The organism is Streptomyces sp. Y20 (assembly GCF_043195475.1).
Classification (GTDB): Bacteria; Actinomycetota; Actinomycetes; order Streptomycetales; family Streptomycetaceae; genus Streptomyces.
The window spans coordinates 108064-133100 of record NZ_JBIDDP010000018.1; the positions used below are offsets into that span (position 1 = coordinate 108064).

22 protein-coding genes and 1 pseudogene are annotated in these 25037 nt (G+C 74.0%); 12 read left to right on the forward strand and 11 right to left on the reverse strand.

Features of this window, described 5'->3' with window-relative positions; genetic code table 11:
• Window positions 1–32: 32 nt before the first annotated feature.
• Together ACGFT1_RS32840 and ACGFT1_RS32845 are read right to left on the reverse strand one after the other, a co-directional pair.
• Complete coding sequence (locus ACGFT1_RS32840) at window positions 33–1247, reverse strand: acetyl-CoA C-acetyltransferase (RefSeq protein WP_373912630.1); 1215 nt, start codon at window positions 1245–1247, stop codon at window positions 33–35.
• A 42-nt stretch (window positions 1248–1289) separates the two neighbouring features.
• Window positions 1290–2447: a CaiB/BaiF CoA transferase family protein gene (locus ACGFT1_RS32845; protein ID WP_373912631.1), complete on the reverse strand. Its 1158-nt coding sequence runs from the start codon at window positions 2445–2447 to the stop codon at window positions 1290–1292.
• 303 nt (window positions 2448–2750) lie between these two features.
• Between ACGFT1_RS32845 and ACGFT1_RS32850 the strand changes: the two genes are divergently transcribed.
• Entirely contained in the window at window positions 2751–3929 is a 1179-nt protein-coding gene (locus tag ACGFT1_RS32850) for a trans-acting enoyl reductase family protein (protein ID WP_373912632.1), read from the forward strand.
• Here the strand turns inward: ACGFT1_RS32850 and ACGFT1_RS32855 are convergent.
• Window positions 3901–4674, reverse strand: a complete 774-nt coding sequence (locus ACGFT1_RS32855; RefSeq protein ID WP_373912633.1) for an endonuclease V — start codon at window positions 4672–4674, stop codon at window positions 3901–3903. The genes ACGFT1_RS32850 and ACGFT1_RS32855 overlap by 29 nt on opposite strands.
• Window positions 4675–4734: 60 nt before the next feature.
• Here ACGFT1_RS32855 and ACGFT1_RS32860 point away from each other — a divergent pair, with 60 nt between their 5' ends.
• Window positions 4735–5031, forward strand: coding sequence for a YciI family protein (locus tag ACGFT1_RS32860; RefSeq protein ID WP_373912634.1), 297 nt, complete (start codon window positions 4735–4737; stop codon window positions 5029–5031).
• Between the two features lie 10 nt (window positions 5032–5041).
• On the opposite strand, the gene ACGFT1_RS32865 is transcribed toward ACGFT1_RS32860, so the two are convergent.
• Window positions 5042–5380, reverse strand: a complete 339-nt coding sequence (locus ACGFT1_RS32865) for a plasmid stabilization protein (protein ID WP_373912635.1) — start codon at window positions 5378–5380, stop codon at window positions 5042–5044.
• A gap of 69 nt (window positions 5381–5449) precedes the next feature.
• Window positions 5450–5581, reverse strand: a pseudogene (locus tag ACGFT1_RS32870) (oxidoreductase); the annotation flags it as partial.
• 273 nt (window positions 5582–5854) lie between these two features.
• Here ACGFT1_RS32870 and ACGFT1_RS32875 point away from each other — a divergent pair.
• The 4 genes from ACGFT1_RS32875 (at window position 5855) to ACGFT1_RS32890 (ending at window position 10324) form a co-directional block, all read left to right on the forward strand.
• Window positions 5855–6271: an SsgA family sporulation/cell division regulator gene (locus tag ACGFT1_RS32875; protein ID WP_373912636.1), complete on the forward strand. Its 417-nt coding sequence runs from the start codon at window positions 5855–5857 to the stop codon at window positions 6269–6271.
• A gap of 308 nt (window positions 6272–6579) precedes the next feature.
• Entirely contained in the window at window positions 6580–8205 is a 1626-nt protein-coding gene (locus ACGFT1_RS32880; protein ID WP_373912637.1) for an ABC-F family ATP-binding cassette domain-containing protein, read from the forward strand.
• A gap of 146 nt (window positions 8206–8351) precedes the next feature.
• Window positions 8352–9128 (forward strand): dimethylargininase, encoded by a 777-nt coding sequence (ddaH, locus tag ACGFT1_RS32885; RefSeq protein WP_356820310.1) that lies wholly within the window; start codon window positions 8352–8354, stop codon window positions 9126–9128.
• A gap of 221 nt (window positions 9129–9349) precedes the next feature.
• On the forward strand, window positions 9350–10324 hold the full coding sequence (locus ACGFT1_RS32890; RefSeq protein ID WP_373912638.1) for an acyl-ACP desaturase: 975 nt from the start codon (window positions 9350–9352) through the stop codon (window positions 10322–10324).
• A gap of 49 nt (window positions 10325–10373) precedes the next feature.
• Here ACGFT1_RS32890 and ACGFT1_RS32895 read toward each other — a convergent pair whose 3' ends face one another.
• Entirely contained in the window at window positions 10374–10619 is a 246-nt protein-coding gene (locus ACGFT1_RS32895; protein ID WP_356820306.1) for a WhiB family transcriptional regulator, read from the reverse strand.
• Between the two features lie 311 nt (window positions 10620–10930).
• Between ACGFT1_RS32895 and ACGFT1_RS32900 the strand changes: the two genes are divergently transcribed.
• Window positions 10931–11722, forward strand: a complete 792-nt coding sequence (locus ACGFT1_RS32900; RefSeq protein ID WP_373912639.1) for a VOC family protein — start codon at window positions 10931–10933, stop codon at window positions 11720–11722.
• Window positions 11723–11796: 74 nt separating this feature from the next.
• Here ACGFT1_RS32900 and ACGFT1_RS32905 read toward each other — a convergent pair whose 3' ends face one another.
• Together ACGFT1_RS32905 and ligD are read right to left on the reverse strand one after the other, a co-directional pair.
• Complete coding sequence (locus ACGFT1_RS32905; RefSeq protein WP_373912640.1) at window positions 11797–12891, reverse strand: LacI family DNA-binding transcriptional regulator; 1095 nt, start codon at window positions 12889–12891, stop codon at window positions 11797–11799.
• Window positions 12892–13017: 126 nt separating this feature from the next.
• A complete protein-coding gene (gene ligD, locus ACGFT1_RS32910; protein ID WP_356820301.1) occupies window positions 13018–14037 on the reverse strand; it encodes a non-homologous end-joining DNA ligase in 1020 nt (339 codons plus the stop codon).
• 74 nt (window positions 14038–14111) lie between these two features.
• On the opposite strand from ligD, the gene ACGFT1_RS32915 reads away from it, so the two are divergent.
• Window positions 14112–15188 carry an ATP-dependent DNA ligase gene (locus tag ACGFT1_RS32915; protein WP_373912641.1) on the forward strand — a complete coding sequence of 359 codons (1077 nt, stop codon included), beginning with the start codon at window positions 14112–14114 and terminating at the stop codon, window positions 15186–15188.
• Between the two features lie 51 nt (window positions 15189–15239).
• Here the strand turns inward: ACGFT1_RS32915 and ACGFT1_RS32920 are convergent, their stop codons facing one another.
• A complete protein-coding gene (locus tag ACGFT1_RS32920; protein ID WP_373912642.1) occupies window positions 15240–16430 on the reverse strand; it encodes a zinc-dependent alcohol dehydrogenase in 1191 nt (396 codons plus the stop codon).
• 132 nt (window positions 16431–16562) lie between these two features.
• Here ACGFT1_RS32920 and ACGFT1_RS32925 point away from each other — a divergent pair, with 132 nt between their 5' ends.
• Complete coding sequence (locus tag ACGFT1_RS32925) at window positions 16563–17588, forward strand: DUF3048 domain-containing protein (RefSeq protein WP_373912643.1); 1026 nt, start codon at window positions 16563–16565, stop codon at window positions 17586–17588.
• A gap of 441 nt (window positions 17589–18029) precedes the next feature.
• Here the strand turns inward: ACGFT1_RS32925 and ACGFT1_RS32930 are convergent, their stop codons facing one another.
• Complete coding sequence (locus ACGFT1_RS32930; protein WP_373912644.1) at window positions 18030–20705, reverse strand: AAA family ATPase; 2676 nt, start codon at window positions 20703–20705, stop codon at window positions 18030–18032.
• A 363-nt stretch (window positions 20706–21068) separates the two neighbouring features.
• Between ACGFT1_RS32930 and ACGFT1_RS32935 the strand changes: the two genes are divergently transcribed.
• On the forward strand, window positions 21069–22169 hold the full coding sequence (locus ACGFT1_RS32935) for a DUF2510 domain-containing protein (RefSeq protein ID WP_373912645.1): 1101 nt from the start codon (window positions 21069–21071) through the stop codon (window positions 22167–22169).
• A 181-nt stretch (window positions 22170–22350) separates the two neighbouring features.
• On the opposite strand, the gene ACGFT1_RS32940 is transcribed toward ACGFT1_RS32935, so the two are convergent.
• Window positions 22351–22965, reverse strand: coding sequence for a TetR/AcrR family transcriptional regulator C-terminal ligand-binding domain-containing protein (locus ACGFT1_RS32940; RefSeq protein ID WP_373912646.1), 615 nt, complete (start codon window positions 22963–22965; stop codon window positions 22351–22353).
• 263 nt (window positions 22966–23228) lie between these two features.
• On the opposite strand from ACGFT1_RS32940, the gene ACGFT1_RS32945 reads away from it, so the two are divergent.
• Window positions 23229–24029, forward strand: a complete 801-nt coding sequence (locus tag ACGFT1_RS32945) for a phosphatase PAP2 family protein (RefSeq protein WP_373912647.1) — start codon at window positions 23229–23231, stop codon at window positions 24027–24029.
• Window positions 24026–25024, forward strand: coding sequence for a hypothetical protein (locus tag ACGFT1_RS32950; protein ID WP_373912648.1), 999 nt, complete (start codon window positions 24026–24028; stop codon window positions 25022–25024). Before ACGFT1_RS32945 ends, ACGFT1_RS32950 begins: the two co-directional genes overlap by 4 nt.
• Window positions 25025–25037 lie beyond the last annotated feature (13 nt).

Consider the following 25037-nt stretch of genomic DNA (forward strand, 5'->3'; position numbering starts at 1 on the left):
CTCCGTTGAGGTCGCTTGTTTCCGCAGGGAGTTCAGATGCGCTCGACGATGGTGGCGACGCCCATGCCGCCGCCCACGCAGAGCGTGGCGAGGCCGTAGCGCTTGTCCTGGCGCTCCAGTTCGTCGATGAGCGAGCCGAGGATCATCGCGCCGGTCGCGCCGAGCGGGTGGCCGAGGGCGATGGCGCCGCCGTTGACGTTGACCTTGTCCAGGGACAGGCCCATGTCCCGCACGAAGCGCAGCACGACCGCGGCGAACGCCTCGTTGATCTCGACGAGGTCGATGTCGTCGATGGTGAGGCCGGCCTTGGCCAGGGCCTTGCGGGTGGCGGGGGCGGGGCCGGTGAGCATGATGGTGGGCTCGGAGCCGGAGACGGCCGCGGAGACGATCCGGGCGCGGGGGGTCAGGCCGTATCGCTCGCCGACCTCCCTGGAGCCGACCGCGACGAGCGAGGCGCCGTCCACGATGCCGGAGGAGTTGCCCGCGTGGTGGACGTGTTCGATCTTCTCCACGTGGTGGTACTTCTGGAGCGCGACCGCGTCGAAGCCGCCCAGCTCGCCGATGTCCGCGAAGGACGGCTTCAGCCTGGCGAGGGAGTCGGCGGTGGTGCCGGGGCGCATGTGTTCGTCGTGGTCGAGGACGACCAGGCCGTTGCGGTCCCTGACGGGCACGACCGAGCGGTCGAAGCGCCCTTCCTTCCAGGCGGTGGCGGCGCGCTCCTGGGACAGGGCCGCGTATTCGTCGACGTCCCGGCGGGAGAAGCCCTCGATGGTGGCGATCAGGTCGGCGCTGATGCCCTGGGGCACGAAGTTGACAGCGAGGTTGGTCATCGGGTCGTTGAACCAGGCGCCGCCGTCGGAGGCCATCGGGACGCGGGACATGGACTCGACACCGCCCGCGAGGACCAGGTCCTCCCAGCCCGAGCGGATCTTGGCGGCGGCCAGGTTGACGGATTCCAGGCCGGAGGCGCAGAAGCGGTTCTCCTGCACGCCCGCGACCGTGTCCGGCAGCCCGGCGGCGATGGCGGCGATCCGGGCGATGTCGGCGCCCTGGTCGCCGACGGGTCCGACGACGCCCAGCACGATGTCGTCGATCGCCGCCGGGTCCAGGCCCGGGAAGCGGTCGCGGATCTCGTGGATGAGGCCGACGACCAGGTCGATGGGCTTCGTGCCGTGCAGGGCGCCGTTCGCCTTGCCGCGCCCGCGCGGGGTGCGGATCGCGTCGTACACGTACGCTTCGGTGCTCACTGGTTGTGCCTTTCGGAAGGGTGGGCCGAGCGGGGGGCGGGGTCAGCCGCCGTCGGTGACCAGGTCGTCGGTCGGGCGTGCGGGTATGCCCCAGTCCCGGGCGACCGCCTCCGTGTCCGCGCCGGGCCGGGCGGGGCCGCCGCGGACGGTGGTGGGCGTCGCGGAGAATCGGGGCGCGGGGGCGGGCTGGGTGATGCCGTCGTGGTCGGTGAAGGTGCCGCGGGCGGCCAGGTGCGGGTGGTGCGGGGCCTCGCGCAGCGTCAGTACGGGTGCCACGCAGGCGTCGGAGCCCTCGAAGACGGCGGTCCACTCGGCCCGGGTGCGGGATCCGAAGCGGGCGGCGATCCGATCGCGCAGCTCGTTCCAGCGGGCCGGGTCCGTGCGGGCGGACGCCAGGCCGTCCAGGCCGAGCAGGCGGAGGAACTCGTCGTAGAACTTCTCCTCCAGGGCGCCGACCGCCATGTGGCCGCCGTCGGCGGTCTCGTAGGTGCCGTAGTAGGGGCAGCCGCCGTCCAGCAGGTTCGCGGCGCGCCGGTCGTGCCAGGCGCCGGCGGCGAGCATGCCGTGGATCATCGTGGAGAGGTGGGCCGTGCCGTCGACGATGGCGGCGTCGACCACCTGGCCGCTGCCGGTCGCGCGCGCGTGGTGCAGGGCGGCGAGGACGCCGATGACGAGGTAGAGGGAGCCGCCCGCGTAGTCCCCGAGGAGGTTGGCGGGGGCCGCCGGGGGCTCGCCGGGGCGGCCGGTCATGCCGAGCGTGCCGGTGAGTGCGATGTAGGCGATGTCGTGGCCCGCGCGCCGGGCGAGGGGGCCGTCCTGGCCCCAGCCGGTCATGCGGCCGTAGACCAGCCGGGGGTTGCGGGCGTGGCAGTCCTCGGGGCCGACGCCGAGCCGCTCGGCGACGCCCGGGCGGTAGCCCTCGACGAGGATGTCGGCCCGCTCGGCGAGGTCCAGGACGCGCGCGGGGCCGTCCGGTGCCTTCAGGTCGACCATGACCGAGCGCTTGTTGCGGTTGGTGATGTCGTACGCGGGGTCGATGGCGAGGCCGGGGCCGCCCGGGCGGTCCACCCGGACGACGTCGGCGCCCAGGTCGGCCAGCAGCATGGCGGCGAACGGGCCCGGTCCGATGCCGGCCAGCTCGACCACGCGCACGCCGTGGAGCGGACCGGCACCCGGCGTCGGCGTCCCTGCCGTTGTCATGCGACCAGCTCCCCGAGCATGTGTGACACAACTGATGTAACACCGATGATGCTAAGAACGCGTTCCACCGGGCACAAGACCTGAACGAGCAAGCGCTTAGCCGAGTGCCCGTACCGTTCACTCCTCACCCGGGAGAGTGACGCGCCCCCCGACGCCTCTCCGGCGCCCGGGCGCAGCGGGGCATTCCCGGCCACCGCCATCGCTTCCTCCGGGTGACGTGTCGGACTGCGCACACCTCACGCTAGCCTCAGCCACCGACAGCGGCGCGGGCTGCGCGGCAGGCCGCACGAACCGAGGGGTGTCATGAGCAGGCTGAACAGGACAGACCGTCCTTACGACCTCGTGCTCTTCGGAGCCACGGGCTTCGTCGGCACACTCACGGCCCGGTATCTCGCCGCGCACGCGCCGAAGGACCTGCGCTGGGCCGTCGCCGGCCGCGACGAGCGCGGGCTGGAGGAGCTGCGCGAACAGCTGCCCGGCGGCGCGGACCCCGGCGTGCTGCGGGCCGACGTGACCGAACCGGCCACCCTGCGCACCCTCGCCGAGCACGCGCGCGTGGTCGCCACGACCGTGGGGCCCTACGTGCTGCACGGCGAGGAACTCGTCGCCTCCTGCGCCGACACGGGGGCCGACTACCTGGACCTCACCGGTGAGCCGGAGTTCGTCGACCTGATGTACGTCCGGCACGACGCACGCGCGCGCGAGACGGGCGCGCGCCTCGTGCACGCCTGCGGGTTCGACTCCGTACCGCACGATCTCGGCGCGTACTTCACGGTCCGGCAGCTGCCGGAGGGGGTCCCGCTGACGGTGGACGGCTATGTGACGGCCGACGCGGCCTTCTCCGGCGGCACCCTCGCCTCGGCGCTGAATCAGCTGGCCCGGGGCCGGCGGATGCTGGGCGCCGCCCGTGAGCGGGCCCGGTACGAGCCGCGGCTGCCGGGCCGCCGGGTGACGGCGCCGACGGGCGCGCCGAGGTTCGCCGGCGAGGTCGGCGCGTGGGCGCTGCCGCTGCCGACCATCGACCCGCAGATCGTGCGCCGTTCGGCACGGGCGCTGGAGCGGTACGGCCCGGACTTCCGTTACCGGCACTACGCCGCCGTCCGGCGCCTGCCGGTCGCCCTCGGCTCGGTCGCCGCCGTCGGCGCGCTGACCGCGGCGGCCCAGCTGCCGCCCGCCCGCCACTGGCTGTCGGACCGGCTCCGGCCGGGCGACGGACCCAGCGCGCAGAAGCGGGCGAAGAGCTGGTTCAAGGTGCGGTTCGTCGGCGAGGGCGGCGGACGCCGCGTGTTCACGGAGGTCGCCGGCGGCGACCCCGGCTACGACGAGACGGCGAAGATGTTCGCCGAGGCGGCCCTGAGCCTGGCCTTCGACGACCTGCCGCCGACGGCCGGACAGGTCACCACGGCCGAGGCGATGGGCGACGCCCTGACCGAGCGGCTGCGCGCCGCCGGAATCACCTTCCGGGTGGCGGCGGAACGCTGACGCCTTCGCCCTGATCCTGCCGCGGTCGGCCGGGATCGGCCTGATCCGGGGGTGCAGCCGTGACGGCCGCCCGCAGGGCCCGCCGGCACAGGGCGTCCGCCCGGCGCGTGGTCTCGGGCAGCCGGTAGCGCGGGGTGAGCGCCAGGGTGTGTGCCAGGGCGGTGCCGAGGCCCACCCGGTGGCCGGCCGAGACGAACACCGGCTTGACGCCGTCGCGGGTGCGCAGGGCGCGCCCGACCTCCTCGGTCCCGTCGAGCAGGGGCGCGGAACTGCCCCGCGCCGGTGCCGGGTCGTCGTAGGTGAAGGTGAACGGGTTCTTGGCGACGCCGATGGTCGGCAGGTCCATGAGCACGCCGAGATGGCTCGCCAGGCCGAAGCGGCGCGGATGGGCCACCCCGTAGCCGTCGCAGACCACCAGGCCGGGCGGGCACATCAGCCGGTCCAGGGCGGCCCGCACGGTCGGGATCTCGCGGAAGGCCAGGAGCCCGGGCACGTACGGGAAGGAGACCCGGCCCACGGCCGTCGCCTCGGCGACGACCTCCAGGGTCGCGGCGTCCAGCACGACGGCCGCCGCCGCGACGAGGTCCAGGCCGTCGTCGTAGGCGACGTCGACCCCCGTGACCAGGCCCGTCCCCGGCGGCGGTCCGGGCTCGTCGAGGACCACCCGCCCGCGCAGCCCGTCCTGTACGGCACGGGCCTCTTCCTCGGTCGCGGGCCAGCCCGCGGGTACGCCGACGATCGTCATGGTGGGCGACTGTACGGGCCCGCCGCGGGACGGCGGCCCGCCGGGGGTAGGCTCGCGATCATGTTCGTACTGGAGCTGACCTACACCGCGCCCCTCGACGCCGTGGACGCCGTCCTGCCGGACCATGCGGCCTGGCTGGAGGAGCAGTACGAGAAGGGCTTCTTCCTGGCCTCCGGACGCAAGAACCCCCGCGACGGAGGTGTGATCCTGGCCGTCGCGGAGGATCGCGCCCGCATCGAGGAGCTCGTCGCGGGCGACCCGTTCACCGTCGCCGGTGTGTGCGCCTACCGCGTCACGGAGTTCATCGCCACGAAGACGGCTCCGGAGCTGGCGGACCACCGGCAGACGCTCGGCTGAGCCCGGCGGCTCAGCCCTTCTCCGAGTCGAGCGCGCGCTGGAGCTCGTCCTTGTTCATGTTCGAGCGGCCTTCGATGCCGCGCTGCTTCGCCTCGTTGTAGAGCTGGTCGCGGGTAGGTCCGTGCGTGCCGGACCGGTTGCCGGACCGCTGCCCGCCCCGCTCGCCGGACGACTTGTCCTGCGTGGAGCTGCGGCTGGCGGTCTTGGACTCGCCCGACCGCGCGCGTTCCTTGTTCACCGTCCGCGCGGCGATCTCCTTGGCGCGTCCCTCGCTCTCGCCCCGGTCCTGGGCGCTGTCCTTGATGTGCTCGTACTGACGCTCACGCTTGGGGCTGGAACCGGCTGGCATGATCGCTCCTCTCCTTCGTGGCGGGCAATTCGTGGCGGCGGACGGGTACCCGCCTCGCGCCCGCCTACATCAGCGTTCCAGCCGGGCCACCCTGCCCTGCTCGCCGGCCGCCCAGCAGCCCAGGTCGCCCGCGCAGTCCACGGTGTCGTACGACCCGGTGCCGATCGTGCGCCAGCCGCGCCGCCAGCGGCCTGTTGGCCCGTCCCGCGCGTCGCGTGCTCCCCGAGCGCCTCGTGGCGGGCGAAGCCGGCCCACCGCACCGGCGCCGTCCGGAGGACCACCTGGCCTCTCCCGCGCAGGCACGGCGGGGACAGCGGGAAGTGATCGCGAACACCGGGCAGGTCCCCGTGCATGAAAGGCGGTGACCGAGGTCACTCGTTCCCCGTGTGCACGCAACGGCAGTTTCCTGCGTCTCTTCCGGTGCCGGGTGTCACACGTCCGGAGGCAGTCCAGCCGTCACGAGGGAGCAAGGCGTTGTCCACCGTCATCGAGCAGCCCGTAGAGGCCCGCCTCGTCGCCGCCGCACCGCGCATGCCGAGCATCCCCGCCACGCTGCGCTACGACCGGCGTGACCCGTTCGCCGTCCGCATGACGTTCCCCGCCCCGGCGACCCTGGAGGGTGTCGAAGTGTGCTGGACGTTCTCCCGGGAGCTGCTGACGGCCGGGCTGACGGGACCGGAGGGCCACGGCGACGTCCGGGTGCGGCCGTACGGGTACGACCGCACGGTGCTGGAGTTCCACGCCCCCGAGGGCACCGCGATCGTCCATGTGCGCTCCGGTGAGATCCGGCAGTTCCTGGAGGCGGCCGACGCCCTGGTGCCCGCCGGCCGTGAACACCTCCAGTTCGACCTCGACCACGACCTGGCCGAGCTGATGCGGGACGCCTGCTAGCACCGTTCCCCGCGCCACGCGCGCGTGCCGGGGCGGCGCGGTAATCCCGTTGACACCCCTGCGGCCCTTTCCTACCGTGTACAGCGGTTCTGTTGCCGCCGATAGGAGAAGGACGTTGCTCGTCTGAGGTCCCGAGACACCGCGTCGCACCGGTGAGGTGTGCGCGGCGTACGACCTCGGCGTCCGAGCCGTCCGTCCCTGGCACAGGCCTTCTCTCGTGGCCTCCTGTGCTCACAGGCCCTTCGGTCTCCGCCTCGCGGTGTCTCGACACGTGTCCGACCGACCGTTCGCACCGTAACGAGGCGCCCATGTCCGCATCCCTCACCTGTACGTCCCTGTCCTTCGCCTGGCCCGACGGCACCACCGTCCTCGACGGCCTCGACCTCGCCTTCGGCCCCGGCCGGACCGGGCTCGTCGGCGTCAACGGATCAGGGAAGTCCACCCTGCTGAAACTGCTGGCCGGTGAACTGACCCCGGCCCAAGGCACCGTCAAGGCGGCCGGCGAGACCGGCTACCTGCCGCAGAACGTCACCCTGGACACCGCGCTCCGCGTCGACGAAGCCCTCGGCATCGCCGGCCGGCGCGCCGCGCTGCACGCCATCGAGGCCGGCGACGCCACCGAGGAGCACTTCGAGGCCCTCGGCGACGACTGGGACGTCGAGGAGCGCGCCCTGGCCGCCCTCGGTGAACTCGGCCTCGGCCACATCGGTCTGGACCGGACCGTCGGTGAGGTGTCCGGCGGCGAGTCGGTGCTGCTGCGGCTCGCCGCGCTGCTGCTGCGCCGCCCGGACGTCCTGCTGCTCGACGAGCCCACCAACAACCTCGACCTGTACGCGCGCCGCCGGCTGTACCAGGCCGTCGCCTCCTGGCCGGGTGTCCTGGTCGTGGTCAGCCACGACCGGGAACTGCTCGACCTGGTCGACCGGATCGCGGAGCTGCGCTCGGGGGAGGTCACCTGGTACGGCGGCAACTTCACGGCCTACGAGCAGGCGCTGGCCGTCGAGCAGGAGGCGGCCGAGCGGATGATGCGCGTCGCCGAGGCCGATATGCGCAAGCAGCGGCGCGAACTGTCCGACGCCCAGGTCAAGCTGGCCCGGCGCAAGCGCTACGGGCAGAAGATGTGGGATTCCAAGCGCGAACCGAAGATCGTCATGGGTGCGCGCAAACGCGCCGCCCAGGAGTCCGCGGGCAAGCACCGCCTGCTGCAGGAGGACCGGCTCGCAGGGGCCCGGGAACGCCTGGACGAGGCGGCGGAGGCCGTACGGGACGACGACGAGATCCGCGTCGACCTGCCCCGCACGGCCGTACCGCCCGGGCGGCAGGTGCTCACCCTGGAGGACCTGCGCATGGTCCACCACGCGCGCGTGGAGGGCGTGCTCGACCTGCGCGGCCCGGAGCGGATCGCGCTCGTCGGCCGCAACGGCGCCGGTAAGACGACGCTGCTGCGGACCGTCGCCGGGGAGCTCGCGCCGGTGGCCGGCACGGCGACGGCGCACGTGCCGCTGCGGTTCCTGCCCCAGCGGCTGGACGTACTGGACGACGCCCTGACGGTGGCCGAGAACGTGGCCCGGTTCGCGCCGGACGCCACCGGCAACCGCGTCCGGGCGCGGCTGGCCCGCTTCCTCTTCCGGGGCGCGCGGGCCGACCAGAAGGCGGGCACCCTGTCGGGCGGTGAGCGGTTCCGGGCGGCCCTGGCCGCGCTGCTGCTCGCCGAGCCCGCGCCCCAGTTGCTGCTGCTCGACGAGCCGACCAACAACCTCGACCTGGCCAGCGTCCGGCAGCTGACCTCGGCCCTGGAGTCGTACGAGGGCGCGCTGATCGTGGCCGGCCACGACCTGCCGTTCCTGGAGTCGATCGGGATCACGCGGTGGCTGCTGATGGAGGGGGGACAGCTGAAGGAGACGACACCCGAGGCGCTCGGCGACCCGGCCTGACCGGCCCGGACGGCAGCCCCGGAACGGCCGCGGCCGGGCGGCGGGAGTTTTGTGCCGGCCGCGGTGCCCTGCATGATGGCGGACCGGCGCCGTCTCACCGGCGCCGGAACACCGCACCGCCGACCGATAGACCCGAAAGGCCCGTCGTGCCCAGCAAGAAGGCCCTCGTCCGCCGCCCCGGCCCCCGCCTCGCCGACGGCCTGGTGACGCACATCGAGCGGGAAAAGGTCGACGTGGGGCTCGCCACCGAGCAGTGGGAGGCCTACGTAGAGGCCCTGCGCGCGAACGGCTGGGAGACGATCGAGGTCGAACCGGCCGACGACTGCCCCGACTCGGTGTTCGTCGAGGACACCGTGGTCATGTACCGGAACGTGGCGTTGATCACCCGGCCCGGAGCCGCGTCCCGGCTGGCGGAGACCGCCGGTGTGGAGGAGGCGGTGGCCCGCCTCGGCTGCTCGGTGAACTGGATCTGGGACCCGGGCACGCTGGACGGTGGCGACGTCCTGAAGGTCGGCGACACGGTGTACGTGGGCCGGGGCGGGCGGACCAACGCGGCCGGCGTGCAGCAGCTGAGGGCGGCCTTCGAACCGCTGGGCGCCCGGGTGGTGGCCGTACCCGTGAGCAAGGTGCTGCACCTGAAGTCGGCCGTGACCGCGCTGCCCGACGGCACGGTGATCGGGCACATCCCCCGGGTGGACCGCCCGTCGCTGTTCCCGGGCTTCCTGTCGGTGCCCGAGGAGACCGGGGCGCACGTGGTGCTGCTCGGTGGCGGAAAACTGCTCATGGCGGCGAGCGCTCCGAGGACGGCGGAGCTGCTGACCGACCTCGGCCACGACGTGGTCACGGTGGACATCAGCGAGTTCGAGAAGCTGGAGGGGTGTGTGACCTGCCTCTCGGTGCGCATGCGGGAGCTGTACGCCTGACCGGGTGATCCCCTGCCTCCGGCAGCCCCGGGACCTGCGGGTCCCGGGGCTGCCGCGCACCCCGCACAGGGCCGCTCCGTACGGCTGATCAGCGGTTCCTTTACGGCACCCTTAACCTACGGCTTCGTAACCTACGGTTTCGTAGCCTACGATTTCACCGGGGCCCGGCACCGCTCGCCGGGATTCCCCTCCCCCCTGTTCGGCGTCCCCCTGGAGTTCCCGTGACGATCACCTCCCCCCGACTCGGCAGCCCGTCCGCCTGGACCGACGCGCGGCTGCTACACGCGCTGGAGGAAGTGGTCGAGACCGAACTGAACCGGCATCTGAAAGTCGCCAAGGACTGGATGCCGCACGAGTACGTGCCGTGGAGCGACGGACGCAACTTCCCGGGCCTGTTCGAGGACGGGCAGCCCTGGCAGAAGGACCAGTCCAAGGTCACGGACATCGGCCGGATCGCCCTCGTCGTCAACCTGCTGACCGAGGACAACCTCCCCAGTTACCACCACGAGATCGCCTCGCTCTTCGGCCGCGACGGCGCCTGGGGCACCTGGGTGCACCGCTGGACGGCCGAGGAGGGCCGCCACGGCATCGTGATGCGCGACTACCTGCTCACCTCGCGCGCGGTCGACCCGGACCAGCTGGAGCAGTTCCGCATGTCCCACATGAGCGAGGGCTTCGAGTCCGACAACCGGCACTCGATGCTGCACTCGATCGCCTACGTCGCCTTCCAGGAGCTGGCCACCCGGATCTCGCACCGCAACACCGGCCACCAGTCCGGCGACCCGGTCTGTGACCGCATGCTGGCCCGGATCGCGACCGACGAGAACCTGCACATGGTCTTCTACCGCAACCTGCTGAAGGCGGCGTTCGAGCTGGCGCCCGACCTGACCATGCAGGCGGTCCGGGACGTCGTCGTGAACTTCCGCATGCCCGGCCACGGCATCCCCGGGTTCGAGCGGGCCGCCGCCCAGATGGCGATCGGCGAGGTCTACAACCTGCGCATCCACCACGACGACGTGCTCCAGCCGGTGCTCCGCTTCCTGAAGGTCCTGGAGATCGACGGTCTCGGCCCCGAGGGACTCCGGGCGCAGGAGGAACTGGGTCTGTTCCTGGGCGGGCTGGACACGGAGGCCTCGAAGTTCGACGAGAAGCTCGCCGCCCGCAAGGCCCGGATGGCGGCGCGCGCCGGAGGCTGACGGCCCGCGTGCGGGCGGGTGGTCGGCCGGCCGCCCCGCTCGGGCGGCGTCAGCGGGCGGTGCGCCGCAGGGCGAGACGTTCCTTCTCCGACAGGCCGCCCCAGACGCCGAACCGCTCGTCGTTGGCCAGCGCGTAGTCCAGGCAGGCCGGGCGCAGCTCGCACATGGCGCAGATGCGCTTCGCGTCGCGCACCGAACTGCCGGGTTCGGGGAAGAAGAAGTCGGGCCCGGTCTGCGCGCACAGGGCCTGCGCCTGCCAGGTGTCGTCGGCCGGGGTGATGGTTTCGGAGTGCATGGCCAGGAGCGTGCCGTACGCCGAAAAACGTTCGATCAACGCCGGCTCAACGGCGTCCCCGGCCACCCGACGCGCCCGCCACCGCCGCCGTCGTTCCGGCGCCGCGCCCGCCCCCCCCCTCGCCTCGTTCCTGTGGACCCGATGCTGCTCCCCGAGGCCCGGCGCGCGCACGGCGGCGCGCGGGAACAAGGGAGAAAGGCGGCGTGGGAGCGGACGGGGGTCCGGCGCGGCGTGGCTCCGGCGGCGCTCGCCAGTGGGCGGTGCCAGACTCGGCAGTGCACAGGACGGGACCCCTTTCGAGGAGGGCACGCATGCTCACCACCCGTTTCGTCACCGGCGCCCCGAACTGGATCGACGTGGGCACCCCCGACATCGATGGCGCCACCTCCTTCTACGGCGCCCTCCTGGGCTGGCGGTTCCGGTCGGCGGGGCCGGAAGCCGGCGGGTACGGCTTCTTCCAGCGGGACGGTAAGACCGTCGCGGGCGGCATGCGGAGCGGTCCGGAGCAGGGCCCGCCGGCCTGGACGGTGTACTTCCGCAGCGAGGACGCGCAGGCCACCGCCGAGGCGGCCGAACAGGCCCACGGCGGTGTGCTGGTCCCGCCGATCGACGTGATGGGCGAGGGCCGCATGGCGGTCCTCACCGACCAGGCGGGCGTGCCGTTCGGGATCTGGCAGCCCGGACGGACCAAGGGCGTGGACGCGGCGAACGAGCCGGGCGCGCTGTGCTGGGTCGAGCTGTACACCCGGGACATCGCGGCGGCGGCGGCCTTCTACCACCGGGTGCTGGGCCTGGAGACCTACGCGGTGCCCTTCCCGGGCGGGACGTACACCTGCGTCAACCCGGCCGGGGCGGGAGAGGACGCGATGTTCGGCGGCCTGGTGCCGCTGGCCGACGCCCCCGCCGAGGCGGAGGACGGCCCGTACTGGCTGCCGTACTTCGAGGTGGAGGACCCCGACGCCGTGGCCGGGCAGGCGGAGCGGCTCGGCGGGACGGTGCGGATGCCGCCGACGACGGTGGACGGCGTGGGCCGCATGACCAAACTCGCCGACCCCTACGGCGCCCGTTTCGCCGTGATCAGAAGCGCTTCCCCGCAGACCTGACGCCCTGCCGCGGCCGGGCCCGACCGCGCTTCGCCGGGCCACCCCGGGCCCGGGCGCATCGGCCGGGCCCGGGGTCACGCCGAGGCGCGGCGTATCAGGGTCGTCGGGAGGATGACTCCCGCCGGGGCCGTGTCCGGGGCGCCGGCCGGGGGCAGCGGCTCGTCCTCCGCGGCCGGTTCGCCGCGGTCGCCGGTCAGGCCCTGGAGCAGGAGGCGGGCCATCAGGCGGCCCATCTCCTCTATGTCCTGACGAACGGTCGTCAGCGGCGGGTCGGCCTGCTCGGCGACCGGCATCACGTCGTCGAAACCGACCACGGCCACGTCCTCGGGCACACGCCGGCCGCTCTCCCGCAGCACCCGCAGGGCGCCGAGCGCGGAGAGGTCGTTGGCGGCGAACACGGCGTCCACGTCCGGGCGGCGGCCGAGGAGCTCCCGCATCGCGCGTTCCCCGCCGGCCGGGGTGAAGTCGCTCTCCACGACCAGCGAAGGGTCGTTCCCGCCCGGGACGCCGGCCATGACGTCCCGGTAGCCGTCGAAGCGGTCCACCGCCGACGTCTGGTCCAGCGCGCCGGTGATGTGCGCGATACGCCGGCGGCCGAGGCCCACGAGGTGCCGTACGGCCGTGCGGGCCCCGCCGCGGTTGTCGCAGTCGACGTACGCGGCAACCGGGTCCTGCGCCCCGCTGTGCTCGCCCCGGTGGGGGCGGCCGCCGAACACGGTGGGCACGCCGGCGTCGTGGATGAGGCCGGGCAGCGGGTCGTCCAGGTGGAGGGAGAAGACGAGCGCGCCGTCGACATGGCCGCCGGCGAGGTACCGGGCCACCCGGGCGTGGTCGTCGCGGCCCTCGGTGAGCAGCAGCACGAGCTGGTTGTCGTGGGCGGTCAGTTCCTTGCTGATGCCGCGCAGCTGGAGGGCGAAGAAGGGGTCGGCGAAGACCCGGGCCTCGGGTTCGGCGATGACGACGGCGACGGCGTCGTGCCGTCGGGTGACGAGGCTGCGCGCCGCCTGGTTGGGGACGTACCCCAGTTCCTCCACGGCCCGCCTCACCCGCTCGGCGAGCGGCTTGCGGACCCCGTCCCCGCCGTTGACCACCCGGGACACGGTGGCCCGGGAGACGCCGGCCCGCTCGGCCACGGCCTCCAGCGTGGGACGCGACACTGCCTCGGTCACTTCGGGACTCCTCATCGGCGGTTGCCGATCAGGATAGCCGCGGGGCGCCGGCCCGGCCGGTGCCGGCAGGGGCTCGGCCGAGCGGGCCGGGGGGCGCGTACACCGTGGCTACGCGCGCCTTCCCCGTCAGGACGTCGGCTCGGGGCGGGCCCGGCTCGGCTGGACGCGTTTCGGTTCGCCGGGCATCTTCGGGTACTCCGGGGGGTACGGCAGATCGCCCAGGCCGTGGTCGTGTTCGTCCCGGCGGGCCAGGTCGAGCAGCGCGTCCAGGGAGTAGGCGTGGTCGTCCATACCGGCGTGCACGTCGCCGACCTCGGCGAACCGGGCCGGCATGGTGGCGAGGTCGAAGTCACGGGGGTGGGCGACGCCGACCTCCTCCCAGCGCAGGGGCGCGGAGACGGGGGCGTGCGGGCGGGGGCGTACGGAGTAGGCGGAGGCGATGGTGCGGTCGCGGGCCGTCTGGTTGTAGTCCAGGAAGATCCGGCGCCCGCGCTCCTCCTTCCACCATCTGATGGTCACCTGGTCGGGCATCCGGCGTTCCATCTCCCGGCCGACCGCGATCGCGGCGCGGCGCACCTGGGTGAAGGTCCAGCGGGGCTCGATGGGCACGAAGACGTGCAGGCCCCGGCCCCCGGAGGTCTTCGGCCAGCCGCGCAGCCCGCCGAACTCCTCCAGGACGGCTCGCAGTTCGTGGGCGGCGCGGACCGCGTCGTCGTAGTCGGTGCCGGGCTGCGGGTCGAGGTCGATGCGGAGCTCGTCGGGATGGTCGACGTCGGTGGCGCGCACCGGCCAGGGGTGGAAGGTGAGAGTGCCGTACTGGGCGGCCCACACCACGGCGGCCTCCTCCGTGGGGCACATCTCGTCGGCGCTGCGCCCGCTGGGGAAGGTGATGTGGGCGGTCGGGATCCATCGGGGCATGCCCTTGGGGGCCCGCTTCTGGTAGAACCACTCGCCGCCGACGCCGTCCGGGTAGCGCTCCAGGGTGGTGGGGCGGTTGCGCAGGGCGCGCAGGATGCCGGGCGCGACGGCGGCGTAGTAGCGGGCGAGGTCCAGCTTCGTGAAGCCCCGCTCCGGGAAGAACACCTTGTCCGGGCTGGACAGCCGTACCGTCCGGCCGCCCACCTCGAGTTCCACCGCATCGCCCATGCGGCCACGGTAGGCGCACCCCGCGCGGCGCGCATACCGGGCGCACCGGTACGTATGCGCGCAGAATCGGACCCATGGATCTGCCCGTCATGCCGCCCGTCAAGCCCATGCTCGCCAAGTCGGTGGCGAAGATCCCGCCGGGTATGCACTACGAGGCGAAATGGGACGGATTCCGGTCGATCGTGTTCCGGGACGGCGCCGAGGTGGAGTTGGGCAGCCGGACCGGGAAGCCGCTGACCAGGTATTTCCCGGAGCTGGTCGCGGCGCTGAGGGAGCGTCTGCCCGAGCGGTGCGTGGTCGACGGGGAGATCGTGATCGCGCGGAGCGGCCGGCTTGACTTCGACGCGCTGACCGAGCGGATCCATCCGGCGGCGTCCCGGGTGCGGATGCTCGCGGAGCGGACGCCGGCCTCCTTCGTCGCCTTCGACCTGCTGGCCCTGGACGACCACGCCCTGCTCGACGTGGAGCTGACCGACCGCCGCGCCCTGCTGGACCGGGCGCTGGCCGGGGCGGCCCCGCCGGTGCACCTCGCGCCGGCGACGACCGACATCGAGGTGGCCCGGCAGTGGTTCGAGCAGTTCGAGGGCGCCGGTCTCGACGGGGTCGTCGCCAAGCCGCTCACCCTGCGCTATCTCCAGGACGAGCGGGCCATGTTCAAGATCAAGCACGAGCGGACGGCGGACGTAGTGGTGGCCGGGTACCGCTTCCACAAGAGCGGCCCGGTGATCGGCTCGCTGCTGCTCGGGCTGTACGACGACCGGGGCCGGCTCCAGCACGTGGGCGTGTCGGCCGCGTTCCCGATGCGCACCCGCGCGGAACTGGTCGAGGATCTGGAGCCGTTGCGCATGGACGACGTGTCCGCGCACCCCTGGGCCGCGTGGGCGGACGAGGCCGCGCACGAGAGCGCCCGGCTGCCGGGGGCACCGAGCCGCTGGTCCGGCAAGAAGGACCTGTCGTGGGTGCCGCTGCGCCCCGACCGGGTGGCCGAGGTGGCGTACGACCACATGGAGAACGGGCAGCGGTTCCGGCACACGGCCCGGTTCCGCCGCTGGCGGCCGGACCGTGCGCCGGAGAGCTGCACCTACGCCCAACTGGAGGAGCCGGTGCGCTACGACCTGGCGGAGATCCTCGGCGAGAAGGACCGCGGCTGAGCCGGGCTACCGCCGCACGGGACCGCGGCGGAGCCGGGCCACGGCCGCGCGCTACGGCCGCATGAGGATCTTGATGGCGCCGTCCTGCTTGCGCTGGAACATCTCGTAGGCGTGCGGAGCCTCCGACAGCGGCACCCGGTGCGTGGCGAAGTCGTCCACGCCGAGCGGGTCCTCGTCCGTCAGGTAGGGCATGATCTGGTCGCTCCAGCGGCGGACGTTGGCCTGTCCCATGCGCAGCTGGATCTGCTTGTCGAAGAGGGTGAGCATCGGCATCGGGTCGGCCATGCCGCCGTAGACACCGCTGAGGGAGATGGTGCCGCCGCGGCGGACCAGGTCGATGGCCATGTAGAGGGCACCGAGCCGGTCGATGCTGAAGCGTTCGGCGAGCGGGCCGCTGATCTTGCGCGGCAGCAGCGCGGTGGCCTGCTGGGCGAGTTTGGCGGCGGCGCTGCCGTGCGCCTCGGTGCCGACGGCGTCGATCACGGCGTCGGGGCCCCGGCCGCCGGTCTCGTCCTGGATGGCGTGGACGAGCGCCTTCTCGTTGTCGAAGGCCCTGATGTCGTACGTCTCCACGCCCCGCCGCTTCGCCCGGGCGAGGCGCTCGGGGACGAGGTCGACGCCGAACACCCGCTCGGCGCCGCGCGCCTTGGCGATGCGGCAGGCCATGTCGCCGATGGGACCGAGGCCGAGGACCGCCAGGGTGCCGCCGGGCGGGACGGCGGCGTACTCGACGGCCTGCCAGGCGGTGGGCAACACGTCGGAGAGGTACACGAACCGGTCGTCCGACGGGCCCTCGGGCACCTTGATGGGCCCGAACTGCGCCTGCGGCACCCGCAGATACTCGGCCTGGCCGCCGGGGACGGCGCCGTACAGGCGGGTGTAGCCGAACAGGGGGGCGCCCATGCCCTCCCCGGTGACCTGGGTGGTCTCGCACTGGGTGGGCAGCCCGGTGCCGCACATGAAGCAGTGCCCGCAGGCGATCTGGAAGGGCACCACGACACGGTCGCCGGGCCGTAGGCCGGTCACCTCCGGACCGACCTCCTCGACGATGCCCATGGGTTCGTGGCCGAGGATGTCCCCCGGGGTCATGAACGGGGTCAGCACCTCGTACAGGTGCAGGTCCGAGCCGCACAGTCCGGTCGACGTGACCCGGATGACGGCGTCCGTGGGTTCCTCGATCCTCGGGTCGGGCACATCCTCGACCCGTACGTCGCGCTTGCCCTGCCAGGTGACTGCCTTCATGCGGTCGCACTCCCTCGGTCGCGTGTGGCTGCGTCCTGCGTCCCGTGTGCGGTGCCGGGCGGGTACCCACGCCGCCGATGGCGAATCGCGCTCCGTTCCAGGTGGGCGCCCGGGTATGGCCACTGTGAACCGATGAGCGCACAATCGGACAAGACGGACGGGGGGCCCGCGGTGGACACGAGGGACAGGGCGCGTCGACGGCGCACCGCACCGGCGGCCACGCTGCTGGCGGTCGCGCTGTCGGCCCCGCTCGCGGCGGGCTGCACCGGCCACGGACGGGACGACGACCACCGCGCCCCGCACCGCACCCCGGCACCGACCTCGCCGACCGCGCCCGCAGTGGTGGGTTCTCCCCTTGCCGTGAAGATCGACAACGCCCCCGCGGCGCGCCCGCAGTCCGGGCTGGAGGCGGCGGACGTGGTGTACGTGGAGCAGGTGGAGGGCGGTCTGAGCCGGCTGATGGCGGTGTACGCGACCCGGCTCCCGCGGACCGTCGGTCCCGTCCGCAGCGCCCGCGAGTCCGATCTCGAGCTGCTGCGCCAGTTCCGCATGCCGGTCCTCGCCTTCTCGGGCGCCCAGCACAGACTGCTGCCGCTGATCGCCCGGGCGCCACTGCGGGCCGAGCCGCCGGACGAGGCCCCTGGCGCCTACCGCCGGGACACCGGCCGGGCCGCCCCGCACAATCTCTATCTCCGCCCGGCCGCCCTGCTGCCCTCCGCCCCCGGCGGTACGGCCCTGAGCACGGGCTTCCGTTATGGCCCGGCCCCTTCCGGCGGCACCCGCGCGTCCTCGCGGATCGTGCGCTACCCCGCCGCCCGGTTCACCTTCACCTGGTCGGCGGGGCGCGGGGGATGGCTTGTGGCCATGGACGGCACGCCGGCCGGCACGGCCGGGCGCGGTGGTCCGGCACCGGCCACGGTGGTCGTGCAGCACGTGCGGATCCGTACCTCGCGCTACCACGACGCGCTCGGCAACCACACGCCGTACACCGAGACGGTGGGCTCCGGGCGGGCGGAGGTGCTGCGGGACGGGCGGTCCTTCGACGCCCGCTGGTCGCGGCCGTCGGCGGCGGCCGGTACGGCGTTCACGGCGCCGGACGGCAGCCCACTGGACTTCGCCACCGGGCAGGTGTGGGTGGTGTTCGTACCGGCGGCGTGAGGGCCCGGCAGTGCGAGGGCGGGCTCAGCCCTGGACGGCGAGCGGCTCGGCCGGGTGGCGCAGGTCCGCCAGCCACAACCCGGTCGCGTCCGCCTGCCGCCCCTCCGCCACGACCGTGACTCCGCCGACCACGACTCACGCGGGCCGGTCTGCCGGCCCCGGCCGCCCGGACCGGCGTCCTGCCCGGCGTTTCGGCCGGCGGCGCCACTCCGGTCCCCGGAGGGGGCCTCGCTTCGGGCCGGCCCGCGCCGGGCCCCCCGCCGCGGCCACGGCCGCGACCAGGGGCATGCCGAGCGGCTGGGCAGCAGGCGCACGCGCCCACCGGCGGCGCACTTGGCGGCTGTCGGGCTCACGACCGCGCTCGGGGCCGACCGGAAGCCGCGGGCGGCCGGAAGGTCCGGGCGGCCGGTGGTCGACGTGGCCGGTGGTTCGGTCGGTGGGTCAGGGAAGGGCGTGTCCCGATTCCAGGGCCTCGCGGGCCTGGGACGTCAGGCCTTCCGCGCCGCAGGCTCGGGCGAGGTCCAGGCCCCGGTCGAGCTCCGCGGCCGAGCGGGCCACGATGCCGTACTCGATCCGGGCCGCCGCGTGCTCGTACTGGCAGGGCGACGCCTCCAGGTAGGTGACGGCCCGGGCGGCGAGCCGTACCGCCTCCCGGCCCGTCGCCAGGGCGGCGGCGCAGCGCAGGGCCTCGCCGATCGCGGTGTCGGTGCCGAACCGCTCGGCCTGCCGGCGGGCGTCGGCCGCGAGCTGGGCGGCCCGGGCCGGGTCCTGGCCGGCGAGGGCCTTGGCGAGGTCGATGGACCAGGGTGCGAGGACGGGATTGTGGCCGCCGCGGGAGGCGGCGGTCTTCTCGGCGGCCTCCAGCTCGTTGACGCCGTCCTCGGTGCGGCCGACGGCGAGCAGCAGCCGGCCGCGCACGGAGCGGATGTCGGGCAGCACGATCGTGGACGGGTACGGCGGCGCGAAGCCGTACTGTTCGGCGACCGACCAGGCCTCCGCGACGCGGCCCCGGGCCAGCAGGGTGTCGACCAGCCCGCAGACGGCCGACCAGTACAGCGGCAGGCGCCGGCCGACGCGTTCGGCCAGGGCCTCGCGCAGCGCGGACTCGGCGTCGCGCAGCCTGCCCTGCCTGCGGTAGGCGAGGCCGAGGAAGGCGTTGGCCAGGGAGAGGTGGCCGCCGCGCCAGCCGGCCGCGGTGTAGACGCGCCGGGCCTCGGTGAACAGGCTCTCGGCGCGGTCCAGCCGGTCGGCGTAGGCGTACGCGCTGCCGAGCATCATCAGCAGCTCCATGCCCCACGCCGGGTCGGTCCAGCCGAGGCCGGGCGCGAGGCGGCCGTTGACGAGGGCGCGGTCGCACAGGGCGACGACCTCGTCGGCGCTCTCGCCGTGGGTCATCGCGTCGAAGCCGCGCAGGATCAGCAGGGCGCGTTCGGCGTTGTCGCGGCCGGTGCAGGTGCCGGCCAGCTCGGTCAGGCGCCGGGAGCGGGCCGGGGAGACGGTCTCGCCGTGGATGCCCTCCCACATGAACTGGAAGGCCTGGAGCCGCATCCGCACGGGACCCGCGTCGTGCCGGGCGGCCTCGGCCTCGACCGTGCGGACGGCCTCCTCCAGCTGGTCGTTGTGGAGCAGCGCCTGGGAGAGGCGGACGACGGCGTCGACACGCTCGGTCGCGTCGAGGCCGCGCATGCCGAGCGCGTTCTGGAGATGGCCGATGGTGACGGCCGGGTTGGTCAGGAGGGTGGCGCAGCCCAGTTCGTACAGGACGTGCGCGTGGGCCTCGGGGAGGGGCGGTTCCCGCAGGGCGCGTTCCAGGCAGCGGCGGGCCGCGTCCGGCGCGCCGACGGCCAGGTGCTCGCGGGCGGCGTCGCGCAATTGCTGGACGAGTTCCTCGTCGTCGTCCGGGTGCACCTTCAGCAGGTGCCGGGCGGCCTCGGCGGCGCCGCGGCCCAGCTCGGTGATGATCTGGGCGGCGACCCCGTGCATGGCGGTGCACACGCCGGGCGGGATGGACCGGTAGACGGCGGAGGCGATGAGCGGGTGGACGAACTCCAGCTCGCCGTCCTCGTGTTCGGTGCCGCCTGCCGGGTCGGGCGGGGTGAGGATGCGGGCGTTGCAGAGGAGTTCGGCGCTGTGCCGGGCGACGTCGTCGGTCATGGTGGCGAGGCGGGCGACCATGTCGACGGTGATGCCGGTGCCGAGGATGGCGGCGGCCCAGGCGAACCGGGTGGCCTCCAGGCCGAGCGCCTTGAGCCGGTCGACGAGTCCGCCGCCGCGGGCGCCGCGGTTGAGGGCGCGCAGTTCCCCGGCCTGTGCCTCGACCGGCTGGAGTTCGCTGTCCCGCACCTTGGCGAGGAGTTCGACGGTGTCGTAGGGGTTGCCGTCGGTGACGGCCCACACCTCGCGGCAGAAGGCGTCGTCGGCCTGGCGGCCGAGGGTGGCGCGGGTGAGGCCGGCGGTGGCGCCCGGGGTGAGGCTTCTGAGGTTGCTGACGGGGCGGCCCGCCGCGGCCACCGCGTCGAGATGGCGGGCGCCGTCCCCGCCGATCCCGTCCGGGCGGCGGGCGACCACGACGAGGACGGACAGGTCGTCCAGGCGTTCGGCGAACGCGGCGAGCCAGCGCAGGGTCTCCTGGTCCGCCCAGTGCGCGTCGTCGAGGAGCAGGACGAGCGGCCATTCGCGGCGGGCCAGCCGGCGTACCGCAGCGACGAGTCCGTCGCAGACGTACTGCGGGTCGGCGTTCCCCTCCTGCGGATCGGTTATACCGAGGGCGGGGCCGGCGATGTCGTACCAGTCACCGAGGTACTCGCGGGCCTCCTCGGGCAGCAAGGACAGCAGTGCGGGCTGGAGCAGCTGCCGTACCACGTTGAACGGCACGGACCTCAGGGTCTCGGCGCCACGCGCGGACCAGACCGTGCAGCCGTGGCGTTCGGCGATGCGGCGGGTCTCGGCCAGCAGCGCGGTCTTGCCGAGGCCCGCGTCGCCCCGGAACACCAGCAGGCTGCCCGCGGACGACCGGTCGGCGCAGAGCACGTCGAGCGCCTGTACGACGGTGGCGATCTCGGTGTCCCGCTCCCACAGGGGAGCCGAGCCGACCGCCGACGGCCGTCCCTCCGTCATCCGTTACCTCCCCGGGTCGCCCGAACGACGTACGGAGCACGAGCGTAGCCGTCCGGTGGGGTGCGTGGTGGCCGGTCCCGGCAGGTACTGCCCCGCCGGGTGAACGGGGGTGCGGGCCGGCGGCGCCCGGCCCCGCCCGACCAGCGGACGGGGCGTCAACTCCGGTGCTCCGGGGCGCCGGGGAGGCGCGGGGACGGTGGAAGGCGCGGGAACGGTGGGAGGCGCGGGGACGGTGGGCGGCGCGGGAACGGTGGGAGGCGCGGGAACGGGGCGCGGAGAAATCCCGGGCGGAATGTGCTCATTGAGAGGATCCGCCGCGGATCCTCTCATCCCGCTTTCACCGTCGCCTCATACGGTGGGGACATGACGCAGGTGACTCCTCCCGGGTGGTACCCCGACCCCGGGCAGACGCATGACGGTCCGCCCACCGAACGCTGGTGGGACGGCAAGGCCTGGACGGACCGGACCCGCCCCGCCGGCACGGCCGCCTCGTGGGGTCCCCCGCCGCAGCCGGCGGCGGACGGCGGCCCACCGCCGGCCCACCCCGGACAGCCGGCCGGGCCGGCGCCCACCGCCCCGGCGGGGTACGGCGCCCCGGCGGGATACGGCTCCCCTACGGGATATCCGCTGTATCCCGCCCAGCCGCCGGCCGGCTCCCGGCGCGGTCTGCGCACGGCCATAGCCGTCGCGGTGACGGCCGCGGTGCTGGCGAGCATCGGGGTGGGCGTGTACCTCCTCGCCGGGCGCGGCGGTGACGCCGACCGCGCCGGCTCGCGGCGGGGCCCGGTCGGCGGGCAGGAGGGGGGCGGCCCGTTCGGCGGGCCCGGCGGTTCGGGCGGCTCCGAGGGATCGGGCGGACCGGGCGGCTCCGGTGGCCCGGGCGGGTCCGGCGGGGCCTCGCCGTCGCCGGACCGGTCCGGGCCGCCGAAGGTCCGGGGCGGTGGCACCGTGTCCGACCCGGTCACCGGCATCAGCCTGCCGGTGCCGAAGGGCTGGACCGGGGAGACGACCCGCGCCGGCGTGGTGGTGAACTCCGACGACTCGTACAAGTGCCCGGGCGACACCACGAAGACGTGCACCGCGGGCGGTGCCTCCACGGCTCCGGCGATGGGGCTGGGCAGCGGGCCCGACACGGCCGAGAAGGTCGCCGAGGCGGACATCGCGGCCAACGCCAAGGACTCGTACGGCGGTACCACCTACGGGAGCATCACCTCGCACAAGGTGCTGGCATCCAAGGCGGTGACGGTCGCCGGGCAGAAGGGCTACCTGGTCCGCTGGAAGGCCGTCACCAGCAAGGGCGCCGACGGCTATGTCGAGTCGGTCGCCTTCCCCTCCCCCAACGACCCCCGGCAGTTCGTCCTGGTGCGTTTCGGCGTGGACGTCGGCCAGCGGGTGTCGGTGATCGACGAGATCGTCAAGGGGATCAAGGTCTCGTCCGGCACCGGGAACGGCCAGGACGTCTGAGAATCGGATCGGCCGGGTGGGGTTCCTCTCCGCTCAAGAGCAACCCCACCCGGCCCGGGGTGCCCCCCCCCCCCCCCCCCCCCCCCCCCCCCCCCGGCCGGGGGTGCGCGCCGCCCCCGTCCCCACGGTGCGGCGCGGTCAGGTCACCGTTCAGTCATCCCGTGAACGGCGGCCTGGGTCTTCAGGTCAGTCCCAGCGCGGGCAGCACGGCGGCCTCCACGAATCCGGCGAGGTAGTCGGAGTCGGCGTACTGGCCGCACAGCACCGGCCGCACCCGCAGGACGCCGAACATCATGGCGGGCACATAGGCGAGCGCCGGGTTCTGCGCGGGGACCTCGCCGCGGGCCACGCCCCGGGCGAGCATTTTCTCCAGCTCCGCCATCTCCGGCAGGACCAGCGCCTCGCGCAGCGCCTGGGCCAGTTCCTGGTCCGCCGTCACCGCGTGTCCGAGGGCCTGGAGCAGCCGGGTGTCCTTGCCGGACCAGTCACCCGTGGCCCGCGCGGCCTGGCGCAGGTCCTCGGCGAGCGATCCGGTGTCGATGCCGGCGAACCGCACCCGGCGGTTGGCGCGCAGCGCCGCCGCGACGAACTGCGGTTTGGTCTTCCACTGCCGGTACAGCGTGGACTTGCTGCACCGGGTGCTGGCGGCGACGCCCTCCATGGTGACGGAGTCGTAGCCGCACTCGCGGATCTGGTCCAGCACGGCGTCGAAGAACTCCCGCTCACGCTCCGGCGTGATCTTGGAGCGGCGCGAGGCGACGACCGTCTCCGGTTCGTCCGCGGCCTGCGACGTCATGCGCTGCTTCCCCTCACTCGTGTGCGGCCTGTCCGGCTGCGCGGCCCACTGCGGCGGGCCGGATGTCCCGGCCTGTCTCCAGTGTGTCGCACCTCGATCGATACGCCAGTGTACCGGTACCCAGCCGTATCGGTACACTTCCGTATCGGTACACTGGCGTATCGGTACGGAAACGTATCGATCAGTTCCGGATCCGGACAGGACCCGACACCGGGACACGCACGCACCACCACACGCACCACCGTCAGCGAAGGGGCCGGGGGATGAATGCCCGAACCGAGCCTGCGGGGGCGAAGGCGGAGCCGGACACCACGGCACGCCCGCCCCTGATACGTGAGTTCCTGCTGGTCGCCGGGCTCTTCCTGGTCTACAAGCTCGGCCGGCGACTGGCCACCGGGCACACCCCCGAGGCCTTCCACAACGCCCGCCGCGTGTGGCACCTGGAGCGGGCCGCGCACCTGCCCCACGAGAACGCCGTGCAGTCCGCGCTGCTGCACGGCGACACCCTCGTCCACCTCGCGAACACCTACTACGCGACCGTCCACTTCCCGGCCACGCTCGCCTTCCTGGTCTGGCTCTACGTGCGGCGACCCGCGCACTACGTCTGGGCGCGCCGGGTCCTCGCCGTCGTCACCACGGCCGCCCTGGTGCTGCCTTTCACCTTCCCGCTGGCCCCGCCCCGGATGTTGACCGGCACCGGCCTGGTGGACACCGCTCGCCTCTACGGGCCCTCCGTGTACGGCCCGCCGTCCAGCGACCACCTGTCCAACCAGTTCGCGGCCATGCCCTCACTGCACTTCGGCTGGGCGCTGATGGTGGCGGTCGGCCTGATCGCCGCGACCCGCTCCCGGTGGCGCGCCCTCTGGCTGCTGCACCCGGCGCTCACCCTGCTGGTGATCACCGGCACCGCGAACCACTACTGGCTCGACGCCCTCGTCGCCACGGCCATGCTCGGCCTGACCCTCGCGGTCATCCATCCGCCGCGGCACACGGCCACCACGGCCCGGCGCGGCGCCGGCCGACTCGCCACGCCGGAGCCCGTCCTGGCGGGAGCGGCCCGATGAGCGCCGCGGCGGTGACCGCCCTGGCCCTGTCCCTGGTGTCGGCCGTCGCCTACGCGCTGGCCGCCGTCGCCCAGGAGCGCCTCGCCGCGCGCAGCGCCGGCACCGGGCTGCTGCGGCTGCTGGGCACCGGCGCCTGGTGGTCCGCGGTAGGCCTGAACGCCGTCGCCGCGCTGCTGCACGTCGTCGCCCTGAAGTACGGCCCGCTCACCGTCGTCCAGCCGCTGGGCGCCCTCACCCTGGTCGCGGCGGTGCCCCTGGGTGCGCGGGCGGCCGGCCGGCGGGTCAGCGCGGTGGAATGGCGCGGTACGGCACTGACCCTGCTCGGTCTCGGCGCCCTGCTCGTCGCCGCCTCCGGCCCCGCGCCCGCCCGGGTCCTGTCGCTGACCGAGGCCCTGGCCGTCGCCGGTACGACGGCCGCCGCCATCGGCCTGCTGTCCCGGCCCGGCGCCCGGCCGGGCCTGCGGCACGCGACCGCGTCCGGCTTCGCCTCCGGTGTCGCCTCCGCGCTCACCCAGACGGTGACCGTCGCGGCCACGGAGCGGTCCGGACCGGCGCTCCGCACCGAGGTGATCGTCGTGGCCGTGCTCGTCGCCACGTTCGCCGTGGGCGGCCTGCTGCTGTCGCAGACGGCCTACCGCGGCGGCCTCGGCGCCCCGCTCGCCGTCGTCACCCTCGCCAACCCGGTGGCCGCCGCGGTGATCGGCCTCACGCTGCTGGGGCAGGGCCTCCAGGGCGGCGCCGGTGGGGTGCTGCTGGCCCTGGCCGGTGCGGCGCTGGCCGCCTCGGGGGTGGTGCTGCTGACGCGGGCGGCCCCCGCGCCCGACCGCACGGAGGAGCCCGGGCGGCACGCCGCACCAGAGCCACTCCGGGAACACGACGGCCACGACGAGCATCCGGTGGCGGCGGTGCTCGCCCTGGAGCCCGGGACGGCGACGGCCGAACCGGTGCTGCTGCCGCGGCGGACGGAGCAGCCGGGGCATCTCACGTCACTGTGACCGGGTACGGCGA

What these genes read in the sequence shown, in the direction of transcription:
- ACGFT1_RS32850 (WP_373912632.1), top strand. Translation starts at nt 2,751, where the DNA reads ATGAGCAGGCTGAACAGGACAGACCGTCCTTACGACCTCGTGCTCTTC.
- ligD (WP_356820301.1), bottom strand. Translation starts at nt 14,037, where the DNA reads ATGGGCGATGCGGTGGAACTCGAGGTGGGCGGCCGGACGGTACGGCTG.
- ACGFT1_RS32880 (WP_373912637.1), top strand. Translation starts at nt 6,580, where the DNA reads ATGTCCGCATCCCTCACCTGTACGTCCCTGTCCTTCGCCTGGCCCGAC.
- ACGFT1_RS32930 (WP_373912644.1), bottom strand. Translation starts at nt 20,705, where the DNA reads ATGACGGAGGGACGGCCGTCGGCGGTCGGCTCGGCTCCCCTGTGGGAG.
- ACGFT1_RS32945 (WP_373912647.1), top strand. Translation starts at nt 23,229, where the DNA reads ATGAATGCCCGAACCGAGCCTGCGGGGGCGAAGGCGGAGCCGGACACC.
- ACGFT1_RS32940 (WP_373912646.1), bottom strand. Translation starts at nt 22,965, where the DNA reads ATGACGTCGCAGGCCGCGGACGAACCGGAGACGGTCGTCGCCTCGCGC.
- ACGFT1_RS32925 (WP_373912643.1), top strand. Translation starts at nt 16,563, where the DNA reads ATGAGCGCACAATCGGACAAGACGGACGGGGGGCCCGCGGTGGACACG.
- ACGFT1_RS32895 (WP_356820306.1), bottom strand. Translation starts at nt 10,619, where the DNA reads ATGCACTCCGAAACCATCACCCCGGCCGACGACACCTGGCAGGCGCAG.
- ACGFT1_RS32915 (WP_373912641.1), top strand. Translation starts at nt 14,112, where the DNA reads ATGGATCTGCCCGTCATGCCGCCCGTCAAGCCCATGCTCGCCAAGTCG.
- ACGFT1_RS32865 (WP_373912635.1), bottom strand. Translation starts at nt 5,380, where the DNA reads ATGCCAGCCGGTTCCAGCCCCAAGCGTGAGCGTCAGTACGAGCACATC.
- ACGFT1_RS32935 (WP_373912645.1), top strand. Translation starts at nt 21,069, where the DNA reads ATGACGCAGGTGACTCCTCCCGGGTGGTACCCCGACCCCGGGCAGACG.
- ACGFT1_RS32860 (WP_373912634.1), top strand. Translation starts at nt 4,735, where the DNA reads ATGTTCGTACTGGAGCTGACCTACACCGCGCCCCTCGACGCCGTGGAC.
- ACGFT1_RS32950 (WP_373912648.1), top strand. Translation starts at nt 24,026, where the DNA reads ATGAGCGCCGCGGCGGTGACCGCCCTGGCCCTGTCCCTGGTGTCGGCC.
- ACGFT1_RS32855 (WP_373912633.1), bottom strand. Translation starts at nt 4,674, where the DNA reads ATGACGATCGTCGGCGTACCCGCGGGCTGGCCCGCGACCGAGGAAGAG.
- ACGFT1_RS32920 (WP_373912642.1), bottom strand. Translation starts at nt 16,430, where the DNA reads ATGAAGGCAGTCACCTGGCAGGGCAAGCGCGACGTACGGGTCGAGGAT.
- ACGFT1_RS32845 (WP_373912631.1), bottom strand. Translation starts at nt 2,447, where the DNA reads ATGACAACGGCAGGGACGCCGACGCCGGGTGCCGGTCCGCTCCACGGC.
- ACGFT1_RS32900 (WP_373912639.1), top strand. Translation starts at nt 10,931, where the DNA reads ATGCTCACCACCCGTTTCGTCACCGGCGCCCCGAACTGGATCGACGTG.